Origin of the sequence: Crossiella sp. CA198 (assembly GCF_052078295.1) — a bacterium.
Taxonomy (GTDB): domain Bacteria; phylum Actinomycetota; class Actinomycetes; order Mycobacteriales; family Pseudonocardiaceae; genus Crossiella.
This window is the reverse complement of record NZ_JBQJIM010000022.1, coordinates 132246-150457: the sequence shown is the minus strand read 5'-3', so window position 1 is coordinate 150457 and position 18212 is coordinate 132246. Positions and strand designations below refer to the sequence as shown.

General features: G+C 70.6%; 20 protein-coding genes. 5 read left to right on the top strand and 15 right to left on the bottom strand.

The annotated features are described in order from the left end of the window. Positions 1-86: 86 nt before the first annotated feature. From ACTOWY_RS32550 to pdxR, 5 genes are read right to left on the bottom strand one after another with little or no spacing between them, the layout of a single operon-like run. On the bottom strand, positions 87-407 hold the full coding sequence (locus ACTOWY_RS32550) for a DUF4288 domain-containing protein (protein ID WP_441313424.1): 321 nt from the start codon (positions 405-407) through the stop codon (positions 87-89). Further along, entirely contained in the window at positions 404-829 is a 426-nt protein-coding gene (locus ACTOWY_RS32545) for a DoxX family protein (RefSeq protein ID WP_441313423.1), read from the bottom strand. The genes ACTOWY_RS32550 and ACTOWY_RS32545 overlap by 4 nt, the downstream gene beginning before the upstream one ends. Before the next feature lie 55 nt (positions 830-884). Continuing rightward, on the bottom strand, positions 885-1208 hold the full coding sequence (locus tag ACTOWY_RS32540) for a hypothetical protein (protein WP_441313422.1): 324 nt from the start codon (positions 1206-1208) through the stop codon (positions 885-887). Between the two features lie 13 nt (positions 1209-1221). Further along, positions 1222-2724, bottom strand: coding sequence for an ATP-dependent DNA ligase (locus ACTOWY_RS32535; protein ID WP_441313421.1), 1503 nt, complete (start codon positions 2722-2724; stop codon positions 1222-1224). Continuing rightward, positions 2706-4136, bottom strand: coding sequence for a MocR-like pyridoxine biosynthesis transcription factor PdxR (pdxR, locus tag ACTOWY_RS32530; protein ID WP_441313420.1), 1431 nt, complete (start codon positions 4134-4136; stop codon positions 2706-2708). The genes ACTOWY_RS32535 and pdxR overlap by 19 nt, the downstream gene beginning before the upstream one ends. Before the next feature lie 48 nt (positions 4137-4184). Between pdxR and ACTOWY_RS32525 the strand changes: the two genes are divergently transcribed. Continuing rightward, entirely contained in the window at positions 4185-5111 is a 927-nt protein-coding gene (locus tag ACTOWY_RS32525; protein ID WP_441313419.1) for a DMT family transporter, read from the top strand. On the opposite strand, the gene ACTOWY_RS32520 is transcribed toward ACTOWY_RS32525, so the two are convergent. Next, entirely contained in the window at positions 5050-6447 is a 1398-nt protein-coding gene (locus ACTOWY_RS32520; RefSeq protein WP_247755787.1) for a class II fumarate hydratase, read from the bottom strand. The two genes, ACTOWY_RS32525 and ACTOWY_RS32520, sit on opposite strands and share 62 nt — an antisense overlap. Positions 6448-6546: 99 nt before the next feature. Here ACTOWY_RS32520 and ACTOWY_RS32515 point away from each other — a divergent pair, with 99 nt between their 5' ends. Next, positions 6547-7542, top strand: coding sequence for an NAD(P)/FAD-dependent oxidoreductase (locus ACTOWY_RS32515; protein WP_441313418.1), 996 nt, complete (start codon positions 6547-6549; stop codon positions 7540-7542). Between the two features lie 285 nt (positions 7543-7827). Here ACTOWY_RS32515 and ACTOWY_RS32510 read toward each other — a convergent pair whose 3' ends face one another. From ACTOWY_RS32510 to ACTOWY_RS32500, 3 genes are all read right to left on the bottom strand, one after another. Continuing rightward, positions 7828-8466: a L,D-transpeptidase gene (locus tag ACTOWY_RS32510; RefSeq protein ID WP_441313417.1), complete on the bottom strand. Its 639-nt coding sequence runs from the start codon at positions 8464-8466 to the stop codon at positions 7828-7830. Between the two features lie 172 nt (positions 8467-8638). Continuing rightward, entirely contained in the window at positions 8639-9409 is a 771-nt protein-coding gene (locus ACTOWY_RS32505; protein ID WP_441313416.1) for a S1 family peptidase, read from the bottom strand. Between the two features lie 187 nt (positions 9410-9596). Continuing rightward, positions 9597-10364 carry a S1 family peptidase gene (locus ACTOWY_RS32500; RefSeq protein WP_441313415.1) on the bottom strand — a complete coding sequence of 256 codons (768 nt, stop codon included), beginning with the start codon at positions 10362-10364 and terminating at the stop codon, positions 9597-9599. A gap of 245 nt (positions 10365-10609) precedes the next feature. On the opposite strand from ACTOWY_RS32500, the gene ACTOWY_RS32495 reads away from it, so the two are divergent. Both ACTOWY_RS32495 and ACTOWY_RS32490 read left to right on the top strand, forming a co-directional pair. Beyond that, the gene (locus ACTOWY_RS32495; protein WP_441313414.1) at positions 10610-11881 is read left to right on the top strand and encodes a protein-glutamine glutaminase family protein; all 1272 of its coding nucleotides are present in this window, start codon (positions 10610-10612) and stop codon (positions 11879-11881) included. Beyond that, positions 11878-12093, top strand: coding sequence for a hypothetical protein (locus ACTOWY_RS32490; RefSeq protein ID WP_441313413.1), 216 nt, complete (start codon positions 11878-11880; stop codon positions 12091-12093). The genes ACTOWY_RS32495 and ACTOWY_RS32490 overlap by 4 nt, the downstream gene beginning before the upstream one ends. A 52-nt stretch (positions 12094-12145) precedes the next feature. Here ACTOWY_RS32490 and glpX read toward each other — a convergent pair whose 3' ends face one another. The 5 genes from glpX to ACTOWY_RS32465 all read right to left on the bottom strand — a co-directional run bounded on the left by glpX (position 12146) and on the right by ACTOWY_RS32465 (position 15900). After that, a complete protein-coding gene (gene glpX, locus ACTOWY_RS32485; RefSeq protein WP_441313412.1) occupies positions 12146-13183 on the bottom strand; it encodes a class II fructose-bisphosphatase in 1038 nt (345 codons plus the stop codon). Positions 13184-13354: 171 nt separating this feature from the next. Continuing rightward, positions 13355-13582: an exodeoxyribonuclease VII small subunit gene (locus tag ACTOWY_RS32480; protein ID WP_441313411.1), complete on the bottom strand. Its 228-nt coding sequence runs from the start codon at positions 13580-13582 to the stop codon at positions 13355-13357. Then, positions 13579-14013, bottom strand: coding sequence for a hypothetical protein (locus ACTOWY_RS32475; RefSeq protein ID WP_185000107.1), 435 nt, complete (start codon positions 14011-14013; stop codon positions 13579-13581). The genes ACTOWY_RS32480 and ACTOWY_RS32475 overlap by 4 nt, the downstream gene beginning before the upstream one ends. Further along, positions 13994-15259, bottom strand: a complete 1266-nt coding sequence (gene xseA / locus ACTOWY_RS32470; RefSeq protein WP_441313410.1) for an exodeoxyribonuclease VII large subunit — start codon at positions 15257-15259, stop codon at positions 13994-13996. The genes ACTOWY_RS32475 and xseA overlap by 20 nt, the downstream gene beginning before the upstream one ends. Then, the gene (locus ACTOWY_RS32465) at positions 15256-15900 is read right to left on the bottom strand and encodes a lipid droplet-associated protein (protein ID WP_441313409.1); all 645 of its coding nucleotides are present in this window, start codon (positions 15898-15900) and stop codon (positions 15256-15258) included. The genes xseA and ACTOWY_RS32465 overlap by 4 nt, the downstream gene beginning before the upstream one ends. A 140-nt stretch (positions 15901-16040) precedes the next feature. Between ACTOWY_RS32465 and ACTOWY_RS32460 the strand changes: the two genes are divergently transcribed. Next, entirely contained in the window at positions 16041-17015 is a 975-nt protein-coding gene (locus tag ACTOWY_RS32460) for a 4-hydroxy-3-methylbut-2-enyl diphosphate reductase (protein WP_247755799.1), read from the top strand. Between the two features lie 70 nt (positions 17016-17085). Here ACTOWY_RS32460 and ACTOWY_RS32455 read toward each other — a convergent pair whose 3' ends face one another. Beyond that, positions 17086-18021 carry a DUF4436 family protein gene (locus tag ACTOWY_RS32455; RefSeq protein WP_441313408.1) on the bottom strand — a complete coding sequence of 312 codons (936 nt, stop codon included), beginning with the start codon at positions 18019-18021 and terminating at the stop codon, positions 17086-17088. Between the last annotated feature and the right edge of the window lie 191 nt (positions 18022-18212).

The window sequence follows — 18212 nt, the reverse complement described above, 5'->3', positions numbered from 1 at the left end:
AACGCTATACGCACATAGGACTTTGCTAAAACAAATCCGGCTGAACTATTTGACAGATCGCGATTTATGCTGTCTACGGGTGTGTGTCAGAGCGGTTCGCCGCCCAGGAGCGGCTCGAATCGGCGATAGGCGGCGTAGTCGCGGAAATGGCGGGTGTAGATCTCGGCGCCGTCGCCAAGGGCCTGGTCGTCCACCTCGGCCACGTCCACCACCGCGGTCAGCCGCCAGACCACCAGTTCGCCGTCGGCGTTGCGGTACTCGTGCTCGCCTGCCCGGCCGTGCGCTTCCGCGCGTGCCCGCGCCGACTCGAGTGAGTCGGCGTCGAGCAGCACGATGTTCTCCTGGTACAGCGGAGCGGCGTCCCCGACGTGCGAGGAAAGGATGATCACCGCGCAGAACCGTGTCATGTCCGCGACAGTAGGCGGTCCAGGCTGGCCTTTCCGGCTCCGACGCAGGTCAGCAGGGCCAGCAGGCAGATCAGCAGCCATTCGGGGCTGTAGAAGAGATAGCTCGGGAAGTTCCACGCGTCCGGGTACTTGGCCAGCAGCGGTGGCGCGACCGCCACGACCAGCGCGCCGAGCATGGTCCCGGCCAGCAGCAGGGCGGCGATCCGGGTGGCCAGGCCGAGCATCAGCGCCAGGCCGCCGACCAGCTCGACCACCGCGGTGGCAGGGGCGGTGACCTCGGGCAGCGGGATGCCCCAGCCGCGGAACTCGGCGGTGAACTTGCCGAGTCCGCCGAGTTTGCCCACCGCCCCGCTGGCGAACATGAAGCCGACGGTCAGACGGGCGAGCAGATTGGGCAGCCAGGCGAAATTGTCGAGTTTCATCACACACTCCACTGGAAATGGGCGTCGTCGGGTGCTTGCGGAAAACCGGGTCGGTTTAAATCCGCAACACGGACAGAACGTGCAGATCCACGGCGTGCGGGGTGCCCCTGGCCTGCGGCGGGGCGGGCAAGGCGTGTGGAGCCGGTGCGATGGGCGCTGACAACACCGCGAACACCTTGTCCGGACTGTGCGGTGCAGCTGCCTTGACCTGCTGGTTTGTTGCGGCCACCGCGCAGTCCGGCACGGGCTGGGGCTGGCTCAGGTGGACGCCCGCGGACTTGGCCGCGGCCAGTGCCACCGGGCAGGCTGCGGGCGCGAACGGCACGGCGGCGAGCACGAGTGCGATGAGCACCGCGAATACCACCGGAATCCTGCGCATTGCGGCCAACCTATCAGGGCAGCAAATCCCGGACCGAATCAATGGTGTCCGCCTCGGCTGCCTCCTTGTCCGGCCGGTACCGCAGCACCCTGGCGAAACGCAGCGCCACCCCGCCCGGATAGCGCGGACTGACCTGCACCCCGTCCAGTTCGATCTCCACCACCAGCTCCGGCCGCACGTGCACGGTGTACTCGTCGGCGCCGGTGGCCAGTTCGCGCAGGGCCGCGGTCTGCCAGGCCAGCAGTTCGTCGGTGAGGCCCTTGAAGGTCTTGCCCACCATCACCGGCGGCCCGCCGTCCGGATCGCGGGCGCCCAGGTGCAGGTTGGACAGCGAGCCGGTGCGGCGGCCGTGCCCCCATTCCGCGGCCAGCACCACCAGGTCCAGGGTGTGCACGGGTTTGACCTTCTGCCAGGACTTCCCGCGCCTGCCCGCGGCGTAGCCGGAGTCCAGTGCCTTGACCATTGCACCTTCGTGCCCGGCGGCCAGCGCGTCGTCGAGCAGGGTGGCCGCCGCGGTCGGGTCCATTGTGGACGGTATGCGGTGACCGCCCGCAATTGTGTCCAAAGTGGACAGTCGGTCGCGCAGGGGAGCGTCCAGGTAGTCCACGCCGTCCAGGTGCAGCAGGTCGAAGAAATAGGGGTGCAGCAACAGTTCCCTGGCCGAGGTCGCGCCGAAGCGGCTCATCGTCTCCTGGAACGGGCGTGGGCGGCCGTCGTCGGTCAGTGCCAGGGTTTCGCCGTCGAGCACCACCGAGGTGCAGGGCAGGCCGCGGACCACCTCGACGAGTTCGGGCACGGACGTGGTGATCTCGCGCAGGGTCCGGGTGAACACCCGCACTTCGTCGCCGTCGCGGTGCACCTGGATCCGGGCGCCGTCCAGTTTGTACTCCACGCTGACCTCGCCCAGCTCGGTCAGCGCGCTGTCCAGGGATTCGGCTGGGGAGGCCAGCATCGGCCGGACCGCCCGCCCGACCTGCAACCGGAACTCCGCCAGCACCGCCTCGCCACCCTCGCGCGCGGCCTCGGCCACCGCGGCCAGGTCGCCGTGCAGCATGTGCGCCCGGCGCACCACGGCCGCGGGCACCGCGAAGGCGGCGGCCACCGCGTCGGCCATCACGCCTTCGAGGGCGCCCTGGCGCAGTTCGCCGGTGAGCAGCCGGATCAGGAAGTCCTGTTCCGGCTGACCGGCCTGGCCGAACAACGCGGTGAGCAGGTCCTTGCGCCGCTGGGCCGACCCGCTGCCGGAGGTGTGCGCGAGTGCCTCCAGAGTGTCATCCACCGCGTGCAGGGTCAGGCTCGATTCGGCGGCCGGTGGGGTGTCCAGGGTGGACAGCGCGCGCCAGCCCACGCCGGTGCGGCCCTGGGGTGGCACGCCGATGAGGTAGGCGGTGGCCAGCCGGACATCGCGGGCGTCGGTGGCGCCGCGCAGCAGGGCGGCCAGGGTCTCGATCTTCGCCTTGCGCCCGCGGGTGCCCGCGACCGTGGCGGAGGTGTGCACTAGCTCGGCGAGGCGCATGCCTCCATCTTCGCCAAGGCACCGACAATCCGCGCGATCTCGCCGACCGCCGCACGCAGCCGGTCGGTGCTGAGCGCGGCGTAGCCGAGCACCAGCCCGGGGTAGGGCGCCGGCATCGGCGGATGCGCGTAGCCGGACAGGGCGGGCGCGTTGATCCCGGCCGCGGCCAGCCGGGCGGACAGCGCCGCGTCGTCCATGTCCTCGGGCAGCCGGACCACCAGGTGCAGGCCGGCGGCGATGCCCACGGTGCGCCAGTCCGGCAGGTGCTCGGCCAGCGCGGAGAGCAGCGCGTCCCGGCGGCCGCGGTAGAGCAGCCGGGTGCGCCGCAGGTGCCGGTCGTAGCCACCCTCGCGCAGGAACCGGGCCAGCGCGGCCTGCGGGATCGGCCCGCAACCCAGGTCGTGCAGGCGTTTCCGGTCCGCGATGGCGCCGCGCAGGTCGGCGGGCAGCACCAGCCAGCCCAGCCGCAGCGCGGGCGCGAGGATCTTGCTGACGCTGCCGATGTAGGCCACCCGGCTCGGGTCAAGGGACTGGGTGGCGCACACGGTGGGCCGGTCGTAGCGGTGCTCGGCGTCGTAGTCGTCCTCGATGATCACCGCGTCCCGCTCGCGCGCCCAGGCCAGCAGCGCGTGCCTGCGCGGCGCGGTCAGCGCGGTGCCCAGCGGGAACTGGTGCGCGGCGGTGACCAGCACCGCGCGCACGCCGGTGCGGGCCAGCGCGTCGACCTGGACGCCGTCGCAGTCCACCGGCACCGGGACCGGCCGGAGTCCTTGCGCGGCAAGGAGTTCGGCCTGACCGGGGTGGCTGGGGTTCTCCACCGCGATCTCGCGCAGCCCGCGATCCCGCAGCACCTGGGCGAGCAGGGCGAGGGCCTCGGCGGCCCCGTGCGTGACGGTGATCCCGGCCGGATCGGTGACCACCGAGCGCACCCGGCCCAGGTACCCGGCCAGTTCGGCGCGCAGTTCGGCCAGTCCGCACGGGTCGGGGTAGCCGAGCGCGGCATCGGGCATCTCGGTCAGCGCCGCCCTGGTCGCGGCCAGCCAGGCCGCGCGCGGGAAGGCGCCCAGCGCGGGCAGGCCCGGCCGCAGGTCGAACCGCCACTGCGGGTCGATCGCGGGCGCGGGCGCCGGGGACTCGGCCGGGCCGACGGCTTCGGCGATCCGGGTGCCGGAGCCGTGCCGGGCGGTCAGGTAGCCCTCGGCCACCAGCTGCTCGTAGCTCGCCGTCACGGTGCCCCTGGCCAGCCCGAGCTGGGCGGCCAGGTCCCGGCTGGAGGGCAGCCGCACGCCCGGCCGCAACCGGCCGTCCCGCACCGCCTCCCGGATCGCCTGCTCCAGGGCCTTGCCGCGGGCGCCCGGTCCGGACACGGCGGGGAGCAGCAGCTCCCGCAAAGTGGTCCAATCCTTCGCCATTGAAGTGGAGCTTATGGCCAGACCACTTTCCGGTCCAGGCTGTCCGCCATGACCACCTCGAAGTCTCCTGCCCTGGCCATTGGCGGCGGGATCGCCGCGTTGTGCCTGGTGGGCGGCGCGGTGCCGGTGAACGGATTGCTGAGCGGGTACCCGGTGCTGTCCGCGCAGGCGATCCGGTACGCCATCGGCGCGCTGGCGCTGCTGGGCTGGCTGCTGTGCCGGGGCGGGCTGCCCAGGGTCGGCGGGCGGGACCTGCTGGCGCTGCTCGCGCTGGCGGTGACCGGCATGGTCGGTTTCAACGTGGCCATCATCGAGGGCCAGCGCTACGCCGAACCCGGGTTCGTCGCCGCCATCATCGGCGGCTCGCCGCTGGTCATCGCGCTGGTGGTGCCGCTGGCACTGGGCAGGCGGCCGCGGCTGACCGCGGTGCTGGGCGCCGGGCTGGTCTTCGCCGGGGTGCTGGTGATCTCCGGCGGCGGGCGCTGGTCGCTGCCGGGGCTGGGCCTGGCGTTGCTGGCCATGCTCGGCGAGGCCGGCTTCACCCTGTTCGCGGTGGGCGTGGTGCGCCGGATCGGCGGGATCGCCACCTCGGCGTACGCCTGTGTGGTCGCGGCGGTCGGCAGCGCGGTGCTGAGCCCGTTCTTCGCCGCGGACCCATGGCCGATGCCGACCGTGGTGGAGTGGAGTGCGCTGGTGGTGCTCGGGTTGCTGGTCACCGCGGTGGCCTTCGGCCTGTACTACCGGTGCGTGTCGGTGGTCGGCCCGGAGCGCTCCGGGGTGCTGGCCGGGGTGATCCCGGTGTCCGGGCTCGCGGTCTCGGTGCTGCTCGGTGCGCAGCCGCTGACGATGACCGCGGCGGCGGGCGCGCTGACCGTTGCCGTGGGCTGTGCCCTCGGTCAGCGCGCCCGGCTGGTCAGCGGCCGCCGTGCGCCATCTTCAGCACGTCCAGGGCCTCGTCCAGTTGAGCGAGTGTGAGCTTGCCGTTGTCCACGTGCCCGCGTTCCAGCACCACCTCGCGGATGGTCTTGCGCTCCTTGAGCGACTGCTTGGCGATCGCGGCGGCCTCCTCATAGCCGAGGTAGCGGTTGAGCGGGGTGACCACGGAGGGCGAGGACTCGGCGTACTCGCGCAGCCGCGCCACATCGGGCTCCGCGCCCACGATGACCTTGTCCGCGAGCAGCCGGGCCACCGCGCCGAGCAGCCGGGCCGACTCCAGCACGTTGCGGGCCATCACCGGCATCATCACGTTCAGCTCGAAGTTGCCCGCCGCGCCGGCGAAGGCCACCGTGCCGTCGTTGCCGATCACCTGGGCGGCCACCATCATGGCCGCCTCGCAGATCACCGGGTTGACCTTGCCCGGCATGATCGAGGAGCCCGGCTGCAGGTCCGGCAGGTGCAGCTCAGCCAGGCCGGTGCGCGGGCCGGAACCCATCCAGCGCAGGTCGTTGGCGATCTTGAACAGGCTCACCGCGACCGTCTTGAGCTGCCCGGAGACCTCCACCAGGCCATCGCGCGCGCCCTGGGCCTCGAAGTGGTCCACCGCCTCGGTCACCGGCAGCGCGGTGGACTTGATCAGCTCCTCCACCACGGCCGCGCCGAAACCGGCCGGGGTGTTGATGCCGGTGCCCACCGCGGTGCCGCCGATGGGCAGTTCGGCCAGCCGGGGCAGTGTGCCGTCCAGCCGGTCCACGCTCAGGCGCACCTGCCGGGCCCAGCCGCCGACCTGCTGGCCCAGCGTGATCGGCACCGCGTCCATCAGGTGCGTGCGCCCGGCCTTGACCAGCTCGGCCCAGTCCGCGGCCCGCCGCTCCAGGGTCTGGGCCAGGTGCGCCAGGCCGGGGATGGTCTCCCGCAGCACGGCCTCGGTGGCGGCCAGGTGGATGGTGGTCGGGAAGACGTCGTTGGACGACTGCGAGGCGTTGACGTGGTCGTTCGGGTGCACCTCGGATCCCAGCGCGCGGGTGGCCAGGGTGGCGATGACCTCGTTGGCGTTCATGTTGGAGGAGGTGCCCGAGCCGGTCTGGAAGACATCGATCGGGAAGTGCGCGTCGTGCCCGCCGGCGGCGACCTCGTCCGCGGCGGTCGCGATGGCCGCGGCCACCTCGGGGCTCAGCACGCCCAGCCGCCCGTTGACCCGGGCCGCGGCCGCCTTGACCAGGCCAAGGGCCCGGATCTGGGCCCGCTCCAGGCCCCGCCCGGAGATCGGGAAGTTCTGCACCGCGCGCTGGGTCTGCGCCCGCCACAGCGCGTCGGCGGGCACCCTGACCTCGCCCATGGTGTCGTGCTCGATCCGGAATGCCTCGTCGCTCATACCCGAATTCTGCGCTTACTGCGCGTTGCTGGGCACCGTGGTGCGCACCACCTACGCTGGATCGGGTTCCCAGGACTGGCAGAGAGCGAGAAGGTGTCGATGAGCGCACCGTCCGAGCACAGCCATACCGAGGTAGACCTGTTGATCGTCGGAGCCGGACCCACCGGGCTGTTCGCGGCCTACTACGCGGGCTTCCGGGACCTGTCCATCGCACTGGTGGACTCGCTACCCGAACCGGGCGGCCAGGTCACCGCGATGTATCCGGAGAAGATGATTTTCGACGTGGCCGGTTTCCCCGCGGTCCGCGGCCGGGATCTGGTCAACGCGCTGGTCGAGCAGGCTGCCCAGTACAAACCGAACTACCTGTTGAACCGCAAGGCCCGCACGCTGTCCACAGTGGACGGCGGGGGGTTCGACGTCGGCCTGGCCGACGGCAGTGTGATCCGCGCGGGCGCGGTCCTCATCACCGCGGGGATGGGCGAGTTCCGTCCCCGGCCACTACCGGTGGGCGAGGACTGGGCCGGGCGCGGGCTGTCCTATTTCGTGCCCTCGCTGGAGGTGCACCGGGACCAGGACGTGGTGGTGGTCGGCGGCGGTGACTCCGCCTTCGACTGGGCACTGGCCCTGCACCCGATCGCGCGCAGCGTGACCCTGGTGCACCGGCGGGCGCTCTTCCGCGCGCACGAGGCCACCGTCCGGCAGGTCCGCGAGCTGGGCGTGCAGATCCTGACTGACGCCGAGGTGGCCGGGATCCGCGGCGGCGAGACCATCACCGAGGTCGAACTGTCCTTCAAGGACGGTGACCGCAAGGTGCTGCCCGCCCAGGCGGTGGTCGCCGCGCTCGGTTTCCTCGCCGACCTCGGCCCGCTGGAGAGCTGGGGCCTGACCCTGGAGAAGCGGATGGTGGCGGTGGACAGCACCTGCCGCACCAGCCGGGAGCTGGTCTACGCCGCGGGCGATGTGGCCACCTATCCCGGCAAGGTCAAGCTGATCGCCACCGGCTTCGGCGAGGCGGCCACCGCGGTGAACAACATCGCGGTCGCCCTCAACCCGAACGCACACCTGTTCCCCGGCCACTCCAGCAACCTCCCCTGACCCCCAACGAAAAACGGCCCCGGTCACAATGACCGGGGCCGTCCATCCTTTGTGGACCAAGGTTTCAGGCGCGAACGCCCAATCCCTGACCAGACCCAACTTGTTGCGAAAGAGGCGTGGCGCGCAGCGACACGGCGGGCCCTTAACCAGCGGCGGGGTGCCGATTTTTCGCGTTGCCTTGTCGTGGTCTCGACGCATCCGAAGCTTGCTTCGCGTGCGGCGAGGCCACGACGAGGCGACTCAGAGCGAAAAATCCCGCGTGCGGAGCACGCCAATTCAACACAGTTACGGCACGACCTGAACGATGTCATTCACCGAGAGGTGCCCGAAAAAGCGCTGCGCCGCTGACGGCGACAGGTGGATGCAGCCGTGCGACTTCTCCCGCAGGCTGCCCTGGTGGAAGGCGATGCCGCCGTTGAAGAACACCGACCACGGCATCGGCGCGTTGCCGAAGATGCTGCTCTTGTGGTGGCGGTTCTTGAAGCTCACCTTGAAGGTGCCGGGCGGGGTCAGCCAGCCCTTGCGGCCGTGCGTGATCGGCACCGGACCGAGCACGACCTTGCCCTCGGACATGATCCACGCCCGGTTGGCGGAGAGGTCGATGCAGGCCCGTGCGGCCGCGTTCTTGCACGGGGTGGCGTTGTCCGACACCGGTTCCGGGGTGTCCTTCTTCGCCTCTGGCTTGGGTTTCGGCTTGGGTGGCGTGGTCGTCGGCGGCGCCGGTTTGGTGGTCGAGGAGGACGGCTGACTGCTTCCCGGCTCCGAAGTGGACGGTGCAGGGGCCGCGCTCGCCGACGAGCTGTTGCTCGCGGCCGGACCGGTGTTCCCGGCCAGCTGCGGTTGTTCCGGCGTGCCGCACGCGGCCAGTAGCAGACCGAAGGTCGCGGTCACCGCCAGCACCAAAGAGCTTTTCCTGCCTCGCATCGCTCACCCCAAGTTCTTCGCCCGGCATGCGGGCGGCTAATCACTCCAGCAACGAGAATGACGTCCCTTGGGATCCCGAGGTTGCCTGAACGGCGTACCCGTTTCGAACTGTGACAAAACGGCCCGCCGCTACAGGAGGCGGCGGGCCGTTCGGTCAGGTGTCGCGGAGGGGTCAGAGCCCGCCCACGTTCGTGCTCACCCAGGAGCGGTAGAACGAGACGTCGACGTAGATCGACGGCGCGGTCGCGCAGGTCGCGCCACCGCCGGAGCGGCTGGTCGCGCCGACCAGCGTCCAGTTGCCCGCCGTGCCCTTCACCTGCGGGCCGCCCGAGTCGCCGTAGCAGGCGCCCTTGTTGCCGCCGGTGTTGTTGGTGCAGATCTCCGAGGAACCGCTGATGCCGGAGCATCGGCTGTCCGCCACGATCGAGGTGTTGAGTTCCTGCAGGTTGATCGGCGCGGAGCCACAGCCGCGGGTGGGACAGGTCTGGCCCCAGCCGATGATGCGGGTCGCGGTGCCGACCGGGCCGGACTCCGGCGCGATGGAGATCGGCGCGACCGTCACCGAGCTGGACAGCTGCAGCACGGACAGGTCGGCGCTGGGGTGGTTGATGATCCGGGACACGCCGGCGGTGACGCCACCGGTGGTGCGGTTGGTGGTGCCGATCCGGGTGCGGATCGAGGACGGCTGCCTGCCCTGGACGCAGTGCTTGGCCGTGACCACCCAGTTCGCCTTGACCAGCGAGCCACCACAGAAGTGGCTGCCGGAGGTGCTCTGCAGGGACACCATGAAGCTGTAGGTCTCGGTCGCGTTCGTGCCGCCGACGATCAACGGATCGACGTCACCGGCGGTGGTCGCCGGCGCCGCGGCGGCCGGCATCGCGAGCCCGCCGAGCGCGGTAGCGGCCGCGGCCAGGATTCCGACGATCAGAGAACGTGCCCTCACGGTTCTCTCCTCTCAACTTCCGGCGGATCCGCCGGAGGTGAGGTGCACCGTAAGTAGTTCTGATCACAACCGAGAACCCTGCATAAGTAGGGCGGCCGACCGGCTTTGTGTCCCCATAAAACGGTGTATGGCCGCTGACCGAACGGGCCCGCGGCGAAACACCGCGGGCCCGTTGGCTATCGATTCGTTATACGGGACCGGCGATTCCGCTGATCCAGGGGCGGAAGACGGGCACATCCACGTAGATCGACGGGTTCACCGCGCAGGTCGAGCCGCCGCCGGAACGGCTGGTCGCCCCGATCAGCTGCCACCCGTTGCCGACCAGTTTGATCTGCGGGCCGCCGGAGTCGCCGTAGCAGGCGCCTCTGGTGCCACCTGGGTTGTTGGTGCAGATCTCCTGGGCGCCGAAGATCCCGCTGCACAGGCCGTCGGCCACGATCGAGGTGTTCAGCTGCTGCAGGATCACCGGCGCGCCGCAGCCGCCGGGGGACGGACAGGTCTGGCCCCAGCCGAGCAGCCGGGTCCCGGTGCCCACCGGCCCGGAGGCCGCGGCCACCGCGATCGGCGCCTGCGGCACCGCCGCGGCCAGACGGACCAGGGCGATGTCCCTGGTCGGGTTGAGGTGGATGGCCGCGGCGGCGACGTAACTGCCGCCCGCGGTGCGGTTGGTGGTGCCGATCCGCGCCCGGACGGAGGCAGGCGCCTTGCCCTGGACGCAGTGCTTGGCGGTGACCACCCAGTTGGACTTGATCAGCGAACCACCGCAGAAGTGGCCGCCGGTGGTGTTCTGCAGCGACACCATGAAGCTGTAGACCTGGGTGGCGTTGACGCCGCCGACAATGAGTGGATCGACATCGGATGAGGTGTTCGGGGACGCGGTGGCGGTCCCGCTCAGCCCGGCAAACGCGGTGGCCACGGCCGCGAGTAACCCGACGACCATTCTTTTCGCTCGCACAGGGATTTCTCCTCTCAGCCCCGGCGCCCTCTGCCGGAGCTGACACGGACGGTAATCGTCCGTAATCGGAGCGTGGTACCGCCTGATGGCCGCTGTTGCATGCCCCTTCGGGCGGTCGTGTGGGCAGCGGTCCGATGTTAGGCGAATAGCGCGATAAGGCAAACAGGTGGTCAGCGGTTGGGGCATTCGGTTGATTTGATCTCGCCAGGTGGAAAATCGTTGATCCCGTGCCCCGAATAAATGCATTGGTCGACACACTGGTCGATCCGCCGGCGGCCATGACGGCCGCCGCGGAGTCGGCGGGAAATTACCTGGATATCGCTTTCTCCAGTGGCCGGGCGGCCCGGGTGGACCTGCGGGACCCCCGGGCCCGCGGCTGGGTCGGCGCGTTCACCGAACTGCGCGCGGCCGGCCTGGACGTCTACGTCGAACTTGATCCGGACACCGGCCTGGTCACCGAGGTGCTGGTGCCGCACCAGGTCGCCGTGATCGCGCTGAGCCCCGGCGAGGACCTGGTCGAGGTCGATCTGGAGCCCTCGCAGGCCCACCACTACCTGCGCCGGGACAACCCGGACTTCGCGGAACTGCTGGCCCTGCTCGAAGCGGCCAGGGACAGCCAGCACACCGTGCTGGTCACCGAGACCCTCGACAAGCACGCGATCATCGATGTCCGCCCGGCCCCAAAAGAAGCCGTAGCTGAGCAGCTCACCGAGGGTGTCCCGGCAGCGCTGGGCACACCGGTCAGCTACGCCCAGGTCGTGCAGATGTACCGGCTGGTGGCCGGTCAGACCGCCTGCTCGGCCAACCCGACCGCGCCCGGCATCCCGTTCACCTACCCCGACGACGGCTGCTGGGGCCGGGCGCACGAGATGGCCCGGCTGATGATCGCCAACGGCATCACCCCGGACAAGGTCTGGATTCGCGGCAGCCTGCGGGTGAACAGCGCGAACAAGCCGGACTGCGTGGTCGGCTGGGGCTGGCACGTGGCCCCGACGCTGGTGGCCGGCGGGGTCACCTACGTGATCGACCCCGCGCTGTTCGACGGCCCGGTCACCCAGGACACCTGGAAGGGCGTGCAGGGCGATCCGGCCGCCCGGCTGGAGCCCACCGGCTGGGACATCTTCCACAACTTCTACGCACCGCACCGGGTCGACCCGGACTACCGCCTCACCAACGAGGTGCTGGCCCGCTACCGAGCCGAACTCCAGCTGCGGTCCAACTCCGCGTCCGGCCCGCCGCCGTACGCGCACTGCCAGCCCGCCGCCCCTGGCGTGCAGTTCCGCGGCAGCCTGGCCGGCGGGCAGACCGCGCGCTGGTTCACGCACAGCTGGAACGCCGCCCAGCACGTGATCTGGCACCTGATGCCGGTCACCCCGGTGACCGGCGGACCCGAGCTGGACTGGGACGTCGCCGTCGAGCGGACCAGTGCGGCGCTGTGCACGTACTGGATCACCGTCCGGAACCTGACCGGGATCCCGGTCACCTTCGAGGGTCGCTACGCGATCCTGAACGCGTGAGCGGGGAGAAGAGCATGCGCATCGAGATCGAGCTGGACAGCGCCGAGATCGCGGCCGGTCTGGTGATCCGGATCGGCCAGGAACGGACCGGGCAGCAGGCCGCAGCCCAGGTGCTCGGCGAGGACCAGGACGCGGGCGCGGCCCCGGTGAGCCTCGCGGTCGCGGAGGCCGGACCGGTGGACGCGGGAGCCGCGCCGCAGCAGGAGGACTGAGTGCGGAACGGGCCGCCCGTCAGTCGATGGGCGGCCCGGTTCAGCTGCTCGTTCAGGGCAGCGGCGGCACTTCCGGGTCGCCGCCGAAATCGACCGAGGAGTACTCGCGCAGCTTGGTCAGCCGGTGGTAGCCGTCGATCATCCGCAGCGTGCCGGACTTGGACCGCATCACGATGGACTGGGTGGTGCAGCCGCCGGAGCGGTAGTGCACGCCGCGCAGCAGGTCGCCGTCGGTGATGCCGGTGGCGCAGAAGAACACGTTGTCCCCGCGCACCAGGTCGTCGGTGGTCAGCACCTGGTCCAGGTCGTGCCCGGCGGCCAGCGCGCGCTCGCGCTCCTCGTCGTCCTTGGGCCACAGCCGGGCCTGGATCGCCCCGCCCATGCACTTGAGCGCGGCCGCGGCGATGATGCCCTCCGGGGTGCCGCCGATGCCCAGCAGCAGGTCCACCCCGGTGCTCGGCCGGGCCGCGGAGATCGCGCCGGCCACATCGCCGTCGCTGATGAAGTGGATCCGGGCGCCCGCCTCGCGGACCTCCTTGACCAGGGCCTCGTGCCGGGGCCGGTCCAGGATGCACACGGTCACGTCGGCCACGTCGGTGTGCTTGGCCTTGGCCACCCGGCGGATGTTCTCCGCCACCGGCGCGTCCAGGTCCACCACGTCCGCGGCGTCCGGGCCGACCGCGAGCTTCTGCATGTAGAACACCGCGGACGGGTCATACATCGCGCCCCGCTCGGCCACCGCCAGCACGGCCAGCGCGTTGGGCATGCCCTTGGCCATCAGCGTGGTGCCGTCGATCGGGTCCACCGCGACATCGCAGTCCGGGCCGTCCCCGTTGCCCACCTGCTCGCCGTTGAACAGCATCGGGGCCTCGTCCTTCTCGCCCTCCCCGATGACCACCACACCGCGCATGGAGACGGTGCCGATCAGCTTGCGCATGGCGTCCACCGCCGCGCCGTCGCCGCCGTTCTTGTCCCCGCGGCCGACCCAGCGGCCGGCCGCGATCGCGGCGGCCTCGGTGACCCGGACCAGTTCGAGGGCGAGGTTGCGATCGGGCGCCTCACGACGTCGCGGGGCAGTGTTCGCGGCCATGTTCCGCCTCCAGAGGTCTGCGCAGGTCGACGCTGAAACTGCTTGTCGATCCTGGCAGACCGTGACGACGGAGCGTGAGCTGAGCAGGGGTGACAGTGACGATTCGCACTCACTGAACCGATTTCGGAGATCTGCTCGTCAGGATCGACCGTGATTCGGAACCGTGTCAGGTCAACCGTTCGGCTCAGCGTTGTCCACTGTGGCCAGTGCCTGCTCGACCCGTTCCCGCGCTCCGGCGAGGTGCTTCTCGCAGACCTTGGCGAGGGTCTCGCCGCGCTCCCACAGCGCGAGTGAGTCCTCCAGCGAGAGACCGCCGGCCTCCAGCTTGCGGACGACCTCGACCAGCTCCTCGCGCGCCGCCTCGTAACCGAGCGCGGCGTCGGTGTTGTTCTGTGTCACGCGGTGGGGCTCCCCATCGTGCTCTGCACCCGGACCACGGCGGTGGCCACCGCCTGGTCGTAGCCGATGAAGGCTTCGGCGAACTCGGCGCCGTCGCCCTCCATGGCGGCTTCGTCGATGCGATTCTCCGCCTCGCTCACCCGGCGGCGGTGCGGGGACCCCGTGCTGAACCACCAGTGGCTGCCCACGTAGCCCGAGGTGGCCTCCGAGAGCGCGCGCAGCCGGGACGGCAGGGCACGCCTGCCGGGGGCGTCGCAGCCTGCCAGCAGCGCGGCCCAGCACTCGGCCGCGGCGGAGTTGGCCTCCTCGGCCCTGCGCTGCACCACCCCGGCCGCCATCCGCGCGGGCGGGTCGGCCTGGCTCTGCGCCGCCGTCCTGGCCGCGGCGACGGTCAGCGGGAGAAAGGTCGGCTCATGGGCCAGCGACGCCACCGCTACCTCCGTTCACCGCATCGGTGTCTTCGGGCACGATCGCGTGCACCGCTCCGTCAACGACTCGGACCCGCAGCAGCGTTCCCGGCGGCGCGTCGGCGACCGAGCGGAGCACCCCGTCCGGGGCGCCGTCGGCGACGCGCTGCACGACTGCGTATCCGCGGGCCAGAGTGGCCGCCGGTCCCAGGGTCGTCAAGCGTGCTTTGACACCGTCCAACCCGCTCTGTTCGTGCCCGAGCCGGGAGAGCGTGGCCCGGCGGGCCCGCTCGCGCAACGCGTGCACGTCCTCCATTCGGCGCTGCAATGGACCGAACGGGTCGGAAAGCACTGGGCGGGAACGCAATTGAGCCAGCAATCGGTGTTCCCGATCCACCCAGCCGTGTAGTGCCCGGCGGGCCCGGTCGCGGAGCTGGCCGATCCTGGCCGTTTCCTCCGCCACGTCCGGAACCACCCGTTTGCCCGCGTCCGTCGGAGTAGAGCAGCGCAGGTCGGCGACGTGGTCCAGCAGCGGGGTGTCCGGCTCGTGCCCGATCGCGCTGAGCACCGGGGTGCGGCAGGCCGCGACCGCCCGGCAGAGCGCCTCGTCGGAAAACGGCAGCAGATCCTCCACGCTGCCGCCGCCGCGGGCGATCACGATCACGTCCACCCCGGCGTCGGCCTCCAGTGTGGACAGCGCTTCCAGTACCTGCGGCACGGCCAGATGTCCTTGCACCGCAACGTTGATCACCCGGAAGTGCACCGCGGGCCAGCGGTGCTTGGCATTGGTCAGCACGTCCCGCTCGGCCGCGGAGGCCCGGCCGGTGATCAGTCCGACGCACTGCGGCAGGAACGGTGGTTTCCGCTTCCGTCCCGGCTCGAACAGGCCCTCGGCCGCGAGCAGCCTGCGCAACCGTTCGATCCGGGCCAGCAGCTCGCCGATGCCCACCGCGCGGATCTCGTCCACCCGCAGGCTGATCGTGCCGCGGCCCTCGTAGAACACCGGCCGCCCGTGCATGATCACCCGCGCGCCCTCGGTCAGCGGCGTCTCCAGGCTCCGCAGCAGCGCGGTCGCGCAGGTCACCGTCACCGAGACGTTGGCGGAGGGATCCCGCAGGGTGATGAAGGCGGTCGAGGTGTTCGGCCGGTTGGAGATCTGGGTGACCTCACCCTCCACCCACACCGAGCCGAGCCGCGCGATCCACTCCGCGATCTTGCGCGCCACGGTCCGGACCGGCCACGGCTGCTCAGCGGTGCTGGGCGCGGTCACGACTCGCGCACGGTGGCGATCCGCCGGGTCAGCATCCGGACGAACTCCTCGCGACCCCGGCCGGTCAGCTCGTAGGCGAGCAGCTCCTCCAGCTGGTCGACGGAGAGCCAGCGCAGCCGGGCGCGCACCTGGGCCAGGGACAGGTCGTCGTAACCGGGCACACCCGCGGGCCCGTCCACATCGGACGGCTCGGCCGCGGCACTGACCTCGCCCGCCTTGGGGCGGCCGGGCAGCCGTTCGACCTCGCCGGTGGCGGTGGCCTCACCCGCCTTCTTGCGCCCACCCGGCCGCGCGGCGCCGTTGGCGGCGGGGGTGTCCGACTCCTCGACGGCGACCTCGCCTGCCTTCTTCCGGCCGGGCAGTCGCTCGGCCACGGCGGGCGGGGCGGGCGCGTCGTCCAGGTCCTCGTCGAAGGTCGCCCATTCGGGGGTTTCCTCGGCGGGACGCAGCGTGGCCAGGATCTCATCGCCCTTGATGGCGAGTTCGGTCACGTGTTGCTGGGCTCGCATGGACAGTTGCATCGCGGTGCTGGCCACCGTGACGGGCAGTCCGGCGAGTGAACGCGGCAGCTTGCGGGCCTGCTCCACGGCGGCCGCGGCGAGCCCGGCGGCCACGCGGACCGGCAGTGGCAGCGGTTTCATGTGGTACAGCCTGCCGCAGTCCGGCGGATCAGGGAAACTCTTCGCTGGGCCATCCGGGTGACTGGGCGGGGTGCACCCTAATTCTTCTGGTCAACCGATCGAATCGACTTGCCGCCAAAACGCTCCGTACCCTGGACACCATGACCACTGCCAAGCCCAAGCGCGTGCTGCTGGCCAACCCTCGCGGCTACTGCGCCGGCGTGGACCGGGCCGTGATCACCGTCGAGAAGGCGTTGGAGACCTACGGCGCTCCCATCTACGTCCGCAAGGAAATCGTGCACAACAAGCACGTCGTGGACACGCTGCGTGAGCGCGGCGCGATCTTCGTCGACCAGACCGACGAGGTGCCCGAGGGCGCCATGGTGGTCTTCTCGGCACACGGCGTGTCCCCGATGGTGCACGCGGAGGCGGCAGATCGGAACCTCCGCACCATCGACGCCACCTGCCCCCTGGTCACCAAGGTGCACCAGGAGGCCAAGCGCTTCGCCAAGGAGGATTACGACATCCTCCTGATCGGCCACGAGGGGCACGAGGAGGTCGAGGGCACCGCTGGTGAGGCCCCCGACCACGTGCAGCTCGTGGACACCGCCGAGGACGTGGACAAGGTCACCGTCCGCGACCCCAACAAGGTCATCTGGCTGTCCCAGACCACGCTGTCGGTCGACGAGACCATGGTGCGGGTGAACCAGCTCAAGGGCCGGTTCCCTGAGCTGCAGGCCCCGCCGAGTGACGACATCTGTTACGCCACCTCCAACCGGCAGACCGCGGTCAAGGTGATGGCGCCGCAGTGCGACCTGGTCCTGGTGGTCGGCTCCACGAACTCCTCCAACTCGCTGCGGCTGGTCGACGTCGCGCTCGACTACGGCGCCAAGGCCTCCTACCTGGTCGACTTCGCCCACGAGGTCGACGACGCCTGGCTGGAGGGCGTCGGCACCATCGGCGTCACCTCGGGCGCCTCGGTGCCGGACGAGCTGGTCATGAAGCTGCTGGTGCACCTGGAAGAGCGTGGCTGGGCCGACGTGGAAACCGTCACCACCGCCAACGAGAAGATCACCTTCTCGCTGCCGCGGGAGCTGCGCAAGGAAATGAAGGAAAAGGCCGCCAAGGAGTCCTGATCGGCCGTCCTGAGCACTGAACCGCCCGGCTGGGGAATCCCCGGCCGGGCGGTTCGCGTTGGCGCCTCCGCTACTTGGCGGCACCGGCGAGCGCGGGGGCAGGCGGAGCCTCGGTCTCAGCCTCGGCAGCGGCGGCGGCCTCCGCGGCGCGCGCGTTGGCCCGCTCCACCCGGTAGCCGGTGATCACGGTGGTGATCAGGGACAGCGAGACCAGCGCCTCGGCCATGAAGAACGAGCCGAAGTCGACCACCGAGCCGATCGGCGGCGATCCCGGCACCGCGTTGCGCAGCGGCACCAGCGCGAACAGCAGCGCGCCCATGAAGCTCATCGAGGGCCACAGCAGGCCGCGCCGGTCCCTGATCACGAACCAGGCGGCGATGACCGCGGCCAGGCTCAGGAACCACATGAACGCCATCACGAACAGCGCGAAGGCGAAGGTGCCGGTGGAGCGGACGGCCTCGGCGGCGAAGACCAGCCCGCCGCCGAGGTCCTTGACGTCCTTCGGCTTGATCTTGAAGAACGAGTCGGCGTTGACGAAGCTCAGGCTGATCGGCACGTTCTTGCCCGCGACCTCGGCGGCGAAGCCGAAGTCGATCTGGTAGCTGTCGAACGGGTAGTCGGTGATCACCCCGTCGTTCAGCGCCACCCGCAGGTCGGCCACACTCGGGCTGCGGCCGGCCTTGAACGCCAGTGTGTCGCCCCGGACGCCGTTGGTGTGCACGGTGATGTCCTGGCGCGGGAACCCGTCCTCGTCGGCGAGCGCGCCGACCGGGTCGATCTCCACCTGCGCGGAGAGTTCCTGCAGCACCGGGTCGGTCTTCTGCACGAAGACGCTGATGTCGACGCGGTCCGGGGAGTTCTGCTCGCCCAGGGTGATCTGACTCTGGCCGTCCTGCCGTTCGAGCAGGTAGACCACGATGCTGCCCGCGGTGAGCAGAGCGATGACGATCGCGAACACGATCACTTTGAGCGCCGGATTGCGGACCGGGCGGGAACGGGGACCCATCTGAGGCTTCTTACCCTTCGGGAAGCGCGCGGCGGCTCAGCTGGAAAGCGCATTCCCGGGGAGCCGCCGCCCGTGGTGCTGAGTGGCGGAGCGGCAGCTTAACCGACAGCTTTGCCGGGATTTCCCCAGTTCAGCGGCTGTTCCCGAAGATCACCCATAGCGCATTCCCGGTGACCCGCGGTGCCTGGCGA